This is a genomic window from Exiguobacterium sp. UBA5002 (assembly GCF_002396765.1).
Classification (GTDB): domain Bacteria; phylum Bacillota; class Bacilli; order Exiguobacteriales; family Exiguobacteriaceae; genus Exiguobacterium_A.
The window spans coordinates 105258-111614 of record NZ_DGYQ01000013.1; the positions used below are offsets into that span (position 1 = coordinate 105258).

9 protein-coding genes are annotated in these 6357 nt (G+C 49.8%); 3 read left to right on the top strand and 6 right to left on the bottom strand.

Annotation, left to right across the window (positions count from 1 at the left end; translation table 11 throughout):
* Positions 1-10: 10 nt before the first annotated feature.
* On the bottom strand, positions 11-607 hold the full coding sequence (locus B4C70_RS02685; RefSeq protein WP_290776862.1) for a hypothetical protein: 597 nt from the start codon (positions 605-607) through the stop codon (positions 11-13).
* A 148-nt stretch (positions 608-755) separates the two neighbouring features.
* Between B4C70_RS02685 and B4C70_RS02690 the strand changes: the two genes are divergently transcribed.
* Positions 756-902, top strand: a complete 147-nt coding sequence (locus B4C70_RS02690) for a hypothetical protein (protein ID WP_290776863.1) — start codon at positions 756-758, stop codon at positions 900-902.
* Positions 903-937: 35 nt separating this feature from the next.
* Here B4C70_RS02690 and B4C70_RS02695 read toward each other — a convergent pair whose 3' ends face one another.
* From B4C70_RS02695 to B4C70_RS02710, 4 genes are read right to left on the bottom strand one after another with little or no spacing between them, the layout of a single operon-like run.
* Complete coding sequence (locus B4C70_RS02695; RefSeq protein WP_290776864.1) at positions 938-1729, bottom strand: protein phosphatase 2C domain-containing protein; 792 nt, start codon at positions 1727-1729, stop codon at positions 938-940.
* Between the two features lie 18 nt (positions 1730-1747).
* On the bottom strand, positions 1748-2668 hold the full coding sequence (locus tag B4C70_RS02700) for an alpha/beta hydrolase (RefSeq protein WP_290776865.1): 921 nt from the start codon (positions 2666-2668) through the stop codon (positions 1748-1750).
* Positions 2669-2702: 34 nt separating this feature from the next.
* Positions 2703-4151, bottom strand: a complete 1449-nt coding sequence (locus tag B4C70_RS02705) for a PH domain-containing protein (protein WP_290776866.1) — start codon at positions 4149-4151, stop codon at positions 2703-2705.
* Positions 4148-4639, bottom strand: coding sequence for a PH domain-containing protein (locus tag B4C70_RS02710; RefSeq protein WP_035408021.1), 492 nt, complete (start codon positions 4637-4639; stop codon positions 4148-4150). The genes B4C70_RS02705 and B4C70_RS02710 overlap by 4 nt, the downstream gene beginning before the upstream one ends.
* Before the next feature lie 126 nt (positions 4640-4765).
* On the opposite strand from B4C70_RS02710, the gene B4C70_RS02715 reads away from it, so the two are divergent.
* Positions 4766-5221, top strand: coding sequence for a hypothetical protein (locus tag B4C70_RS02715; RefSeq protein WP_023468294.1), 456 nt, complete (start codon positions 4766-4768; stop codon positions 5219-5221).
* A 17-nt stretch (positions 5222-5238) separates the two neighbouring features.
* On the opposite strand, the gene B4C70_RS02720 is transcribed toward B4C70_RS02715, so the two are convergent.
* The gene (locus tag B4C70_RS02720) at positions 5239-5670 is read right to left on the bottom strand and encodes a MarR family winged helix-turn-helix transcriptional regulator (protein ID WP_023468293.1); all 432 of its coding nucleotides are present in this window, start codon (positions 5668-5670) and stop codon (positions 5239-5241) included.
* Between the two features lie 108 nt (positions 5671-5778).
* Between B4C70_RS02720 and B4C70_RS02725 the strand changes: the two genes are divergently transcribed.
* Entirely contained in the window at positions 5779-6201 is a 423-nt protein-coding gene (locus tag B4C70_RS02725) for an organic hydroperoxide resistance protein (RefSeq protein ID WP_023468292.1), read from the top strand.
* Positions 6202-6357 lie beyond the last annotated feature (156 nt).

A 6357-nucleotide genomic window follows, 5' to 3' on the forward strand; every position in this document is an offset into this window, starting at 1 on the left:
CTCTCGCAAATTACGCGCCGCGTTTTCGTAACGGATTCTTCGACCAGTAGATATAAAGACCGACCAGCCCTGCAATGCCTATGATATAAGACGGCAATCCACTGACCTGAATCAAGACGTCCGGTGCCGGGAAGATCGTCACGAGCAGTGCCTTATAGGTTGAAAATAGAATGAAACTGATGACGAATTGAATCCAGACCCGCGACTTGACTTGTTTAAGCTTCGGTGCCGTGATGACTTGGGACATCGCGTCGATCAAGAACAAGGCGATGATTGAGAAGAATAAGTAATCAATCAAGGCAAACTGGAATAATCCGTCGATTCCTTCGATGAAGATGAACATCAAAATCGACGAGACGTAGTTCCGCGTCCAGCGTTTCTGCGTTTCCATCCGGTGCCGCTGCGGTAACTCGGCAATCATCTGGTCGAGACGTGCCTCGACGGAAAGACCATGAATCTCTTCGAATGGTCGTTGTTTCCGCTGGGCTTCGTAGATGTCTGCCCGTAAGCGGTCTTCGATTTCCGTCCGGTCCGGTTCTGCGACGTTCAGATTCAATCGCGGTAAAACGGTTTCTAATAGACGTGTGTTGGCTATCGTTAATTTCAATCGATTTCCCCCTTTTTCATGTTTAAGTATACTGGGTTTTTGGGAAAAATACGTAGTGGAAATAAAAGATTGCTTGACGAAACTATGAAGAATGTTCAGAATTATTAAAATATAACGTCAGAAACAGACAGAAAGGACGTGTTGGACCATGCGCCAAACATTGACGAGCGCCGCCTTGATCACTTTGCTGACGAGTGCGGGCATCGCCTTCCCATTGGCTGAAGTGAAAACACCGGTCGACCAAGAACCGGTTGAACTCGATCAGCAACAGGAACAAACGCCTGAAACAGAATAACAATAACCCGCGCTCAAGCAGGAGCGCGGGTTATTTCATGTATCACTTGGTTGGGTTACGCGTTCGTTAATCGTGACGGTCCACGTGACGACCGTCGTGCTGTCACGAACGCCCTGTACCTCGATCGTCGAGAGAAGTTCTTTGACACCACCTGATCGTAAAGTTTCCTCGATCTGCATCGCGTCAGCATATGGGGTTCCCGGGCACTCAAGCAAACCATCCGTCGTCACGAACAACTGATTCTCGCCTTGGCGCAATTCGCGGATCCCACGCACGTAACTCGGGACCGGTAACGCAAACGTGTTCGCGCGTCCAATCCATTCATAGAATTGGCGCTGGTTCAAGGCGGCTTGTCCCATCTTCATCAGCTCCGGGTGAAACAGATACAAGACGACGTCACCGACCGAGAACCACCAGATGAAACGCCCTTTCCGGACCGCAATCAGACACGCCGTCTCCCCTTGCAATGTCGCACACGCCGCTAAAAAGTCCGGATCTTGAAATAGATCCAGCACGGTCGTTTCGATTCGTCGGAATGCGTCCGTAAGTGGGGCATCAAGATCAGTCCGAATGCGCGACTCGTGTTGCGCTAACTGCTGTAAGACAAGTGCCGCACTATCCGCTGTCATATGAGCGTCTAAGACGACGGTCATCTCCCAATCGTCGCCGATCAAGATGGCAGCCCCGTCTTCGTTTTTATATTGTCCGCTTCTTGAGCAGCCTCCGAATCGCCCGAGCGTTATCCGACCAATCTGGTCAATCTGCTTCGTGTCGACGAATGATTCGTCGGATCCGACCCAAAAGTAGGATGGATGTGTCGTCTGCATGCATCAGTCTTCCCTTCTTTACATCTCCCGCAAGTAAGGTTTCAGGAACAACCGCAATCGTTTTTCATAGTTGTCCGGATCAATCGTATACGTCTCGTCATGTCCGGCATCGCGAACCGGATACAATTGTTTTAATCCCGTTTTTGCTTGATACAGTTCGTACATCATCCGAACCGGAACGAGTTCGTCCTTCATTCCATGAATGAACATCGTCGGAACCCGACTCTTCGTTGCTTGACGGGTCACCGAGACGTCGCCATAAAAGAAATCTTGCTCGCCTTTGTTCCACATGCTCGCGACCGTCAGAGACGGCAGTGCCGGGTAACGGATCTGTTCGTCCGCGAGTAGACTGAACCAGTCGTCGAGTCGGGCGTAAGCTCCTTCAGCGACGATCGCTCGGACTTGGGTTGGTACGGTCTCGCCAGAAGCGAGTAAGACGGTCGCTGCGCCGACACCGAGTCCGTGATAGACGATCCGTGTATCGTCTCCGTTTTCAGCAAGCAGGCGTTTCGTCCATTCCAAGACATCCAGTCGATCGAGCCAACCGTAGTTCCGGACGCCACCGCTTCGATCCTGCCCACGCCGTTCGATGAGTAGGACATTGAAATCAGCCTCATGGTAATAGCGGGCAAGCGCATAAACACCGGTCTGTGAAAACATCATCTCATCCGGGACGAGGAGGACTGTTTGTTTGCTACCGTCAACCGGTAGATAACGCCCGAAGCGGACGATCCCGTCCTTCGACCATTGCTGTGTCTCGCTCGTTTGTTTGAACCATGTCTCGTCGTTCGTCACCTGTCCGTCCGTTCTCGTCGTCTTCAGAATCGGAGAAGCGTCCGACTGACCGATCAATGTTTCTTGCATCCGGTATCCATCATAGACGATGAACAATAGCAGACACGTGACGAGCAATACGATGCCGATTCCCCATTTGCGCATGTGCTTCGCTTCCTTTCCGACAGTGAGTCTTTCCTTATTCGTCGTCAGTTTTCACTTCCCCTGCTAACGGGGTCGAAAGGAACGATTGTTTATACCAGCGCTGTAAGGTATCGATATCCGTTCGTTCAAAATAAAGCGCGTTAAAAGCAGTATTGCCCCGTAGTTGAATCTCAATCCGGGCAATCTCCTTTGCTTCGAGCCAGCGAGAAACGGACCAGGTCAATTCCTCGATTTTCAGTCGTGGCGTATAGACGGTCTCTTTTTGGACCCATTGTTTGCGTAACATCAAGAGATCGTGGCCGGTTCCGAAACGGGTCTTTCGGTAACCGCTGCGCACAGCGAAGTAATAGAACGGTAACCAGATGAACAGAAGCAAGATCAGGAAGCGCCATGAGGAATCAAGGACGATGATGAAGACACTGCTTAATGCAGTAAACAACAGCGCATAACCGAGTAACGGCCACCGGACCCGGTAGCGAAAGCCAATCGGTGCGACTTCATACTGTGGGCGGAACTGACGAAAGCGCGGCAGATACGTCGCCAGGAACGCATTAATCTCGTTCGTTCGGATGAACGGATGGAGCAGCAGTCGCTCCTTCTCTCCAGTCGCCGAGATGATGTGTAAGGACAGGCTCGCTCGTCCGATCAAACGCTGAATCCAGCTTTCTTGAATGACGAGGGCTTGAATCTTATCGGCATGAAACGCAACCTCGGTCCGGTTCAACATCCCGTACCCGATCAATAAGCGATTGTTTTGCAAGACGGCACGGTAGGAACCGTATTTCAAGATATAGACGATGATCGAGCCGATGTAGATGACGAGTAAGACGAGTACGCCAAGTCCCGTCAAAACGAACAACGATAAATGAGCGAGTTCCGAGAACAGTCGATCGACATAACGTTCAATGAACTGATCGATGAATTGATAGGCGGTCCCGATCCCGACGAGCGCTAGTCCGACGCGTCCTGACAAGGCACCGGCTAATGCCAAATCGCGGACAGGGATCGTATAGGCGACTTCCGCCTGTTGTTCTTCGACGACGAGCTGTCCCTCGTTTTTGATCGACGACTTCAGTTCTTTCGCAAAATCAAGACGGATCCCCTTCAGTTCGACTTCCGGTGTTCCGCTCTCAGACGATGTCTCGACGGTCAACGTCGCAAGACGCAACAGTCGTTCGATGACGTTTTGCTGAATGCCGATCGACTCGATCCGTTTACGTTGCGTCGTCCGTTCACTTTTTTGGAAAATTCCTTTGCGGACCCGAATCGTCTCGGCATCAATCGTGAACGTATAGAAATACCAGGAGGCGATCCCGTATAAGAGGACGAACACAATCCCAACACTGATCCCGATCCACGTATAGGTGTTGATCTCGCCTTTTCGAATCGCATTTAAAATCAAGGCGGCGAACGGAATCAGGAGCGAGCGGATGATCGAGATACTCGACATCACGATGAACAGCGGGTGGACGCGCCGGGTCATAACGATTCCTCCTCCCGCTCCTCGAGTTTCGCGAATCGTTCGACTTGTGTGCGTAGCGCGTCTCCTTGCGCACGATCGAGTCTTGACAACGTGACGAAGCCGGATGCCGTTCGAATATCAAGTGTGATCAAATCATAGCGACGCAGAATCGGTCCCGTTTGGCTATCGATCAATTGCACCTTGACGAGCGGCACGGTGACTTCGCGGCGGAAGAAGATGCCGTTGCGGACGACGAGAAATTCCTCATCGATGCGATAACGCATATACTTCAAGCGAAGAACGGGTATGTAGACGATACGGGGAATGAAATAGATCAGCCAAAGCAGACCAACGATGCCCATCCACCAAGGTGTCAGGTCGAGCCACATGACTTGAGTAATCGTCGTTCCGATCAAGATGACGGCGATTAAGCCATGTAACGGCAACAATCCGAGCCGTTCTGCTCGAATCGATCGTTCTGGCAGCGTATGCCATTGTACAGTAGACATCAAAAAACACTTCCTTTCGTTTCCATTTACGGTTAAAAACGTCGCTTGGTTTCAGACAGCGGTTGACATTTTGTTTGATTTCATCGCATATATAGAAGTGAAGAACTGTAACACCAAGGAGGAACCATGTTAACTTTTGAAGAAAAACTACGAATTATCGAGACCTTCCCACAACTCGTCCGAAAAGATGTCTCGCTGAAGCGCGTCAATTTCCAATTTCCGGACAGTCAGTATGAGAAGAAGAATCTCGTCTATCATTTACATCCGAACGGTAACGGCTTCGTCTATGCCGCTGGTCTACCAGGTTATGAAACGGACGAAAAAGGTTTCGTCAACATCCGTGAATTCTCAGAACCTGCTTTAATTCTCTTATTAGAAGATGCAATCAAAGCACTCTCAACAGTCCAATCGGTCGAAACACTCGAAGAAACATGGGTCAACGATAACCAGTTCGAATTGACGTTGCTCAATGAAGACATCGACACGTGGCTCGTCTACGCCGGTGATCTTTTAGACGGTGCATTCAACTCGTATAAGGAAGCAGCGAACTATCTTGAAGAAGAAGGCTTCCGCCGTAAATAAGACAATGAGCGATCCGGTTAATCCGGGTCGCTCATTTTCATGACGAGACGATTGAGTGCCGCTTTGACGACGCGTAAGTCTTCTTCATCGACGTCGAGTGTTTGGACGAGATCAAGTGGAACGGTCTCTGCTTGTTTCCGTAACGCTCGGCCGGCATCTGTCAAAAAGATTTGGATGTGCCGTTCGTCTTCCGGCTTACGGACACGTCGCAACAAATCTGCTGCTTCGAGTTTCTTTAGTAACGGCGTCAACGTACCGGAGTCAAGATGGAGCCGTTCGCCGATGGCTTTAAGCGATTGTCCCTCCTCCTCCCAGACGACGAGCATGACGAGATATTGTGGATACGTCAGACCGAGGGGTTCAAGTAACGGACGATAACGACGCGTGATCTCACGCGAAATCGCATAAAACGGAAAACAGAGTTGTTCATCTAAAGCTAACGGGTTCATAAAAAATTCCTCCTATCGTGAGCAAACGAGTTGCATTTCGATTTAAATTGTATACAATCTAATTGTAAGCTACTTATTTGAATCTAACAACGAAAGGGAGTTACACACATGAAACCAATGTTCACATCATCTGCAACAGCTGTCGGAGGTCGCGACGGACGCGTCGTATCGGAGGACGGAATCCTTGACGTCGCCCTCGCAATGCCAGTACCAGGATCGAAAAAACAAGCAACGAACCCAGAACAACTCTTTGCTGCAGGATACTCTGCTTGCTTCGACTCTGCTTTAAACATGGTCGCTCGCAAACAAGGGATCAAACATGATGGCAGTGAAGTTACAGCACACGTGACGTTAAACGAAGCAGCTGACGGATTCATGCTTTCAGTCGAACTTGATGTTCTCGTCCGCGGGATCTCAGAAGAAGCGGCCGCTGAACTCGCGAAAGTCGCGCATACGGTCTGCCCTTACTCACGTGCAACTGCTGGAAACATTCAAGTCGACGTCTACACACGTACGACTGACGCAGAATAAGTGTAGCATTTCTAGCCAGCCTGAGGTTTACTCTCGGCTGGTTTTTTGTTTTTTATATTAATTATGGTATCTGAAATAATTATATGTTCATACAGACGGGACTGATTCAAAAGTCAGTTTTTACAAAGATAAGGTTGGCAGATCATCATTCTGCCA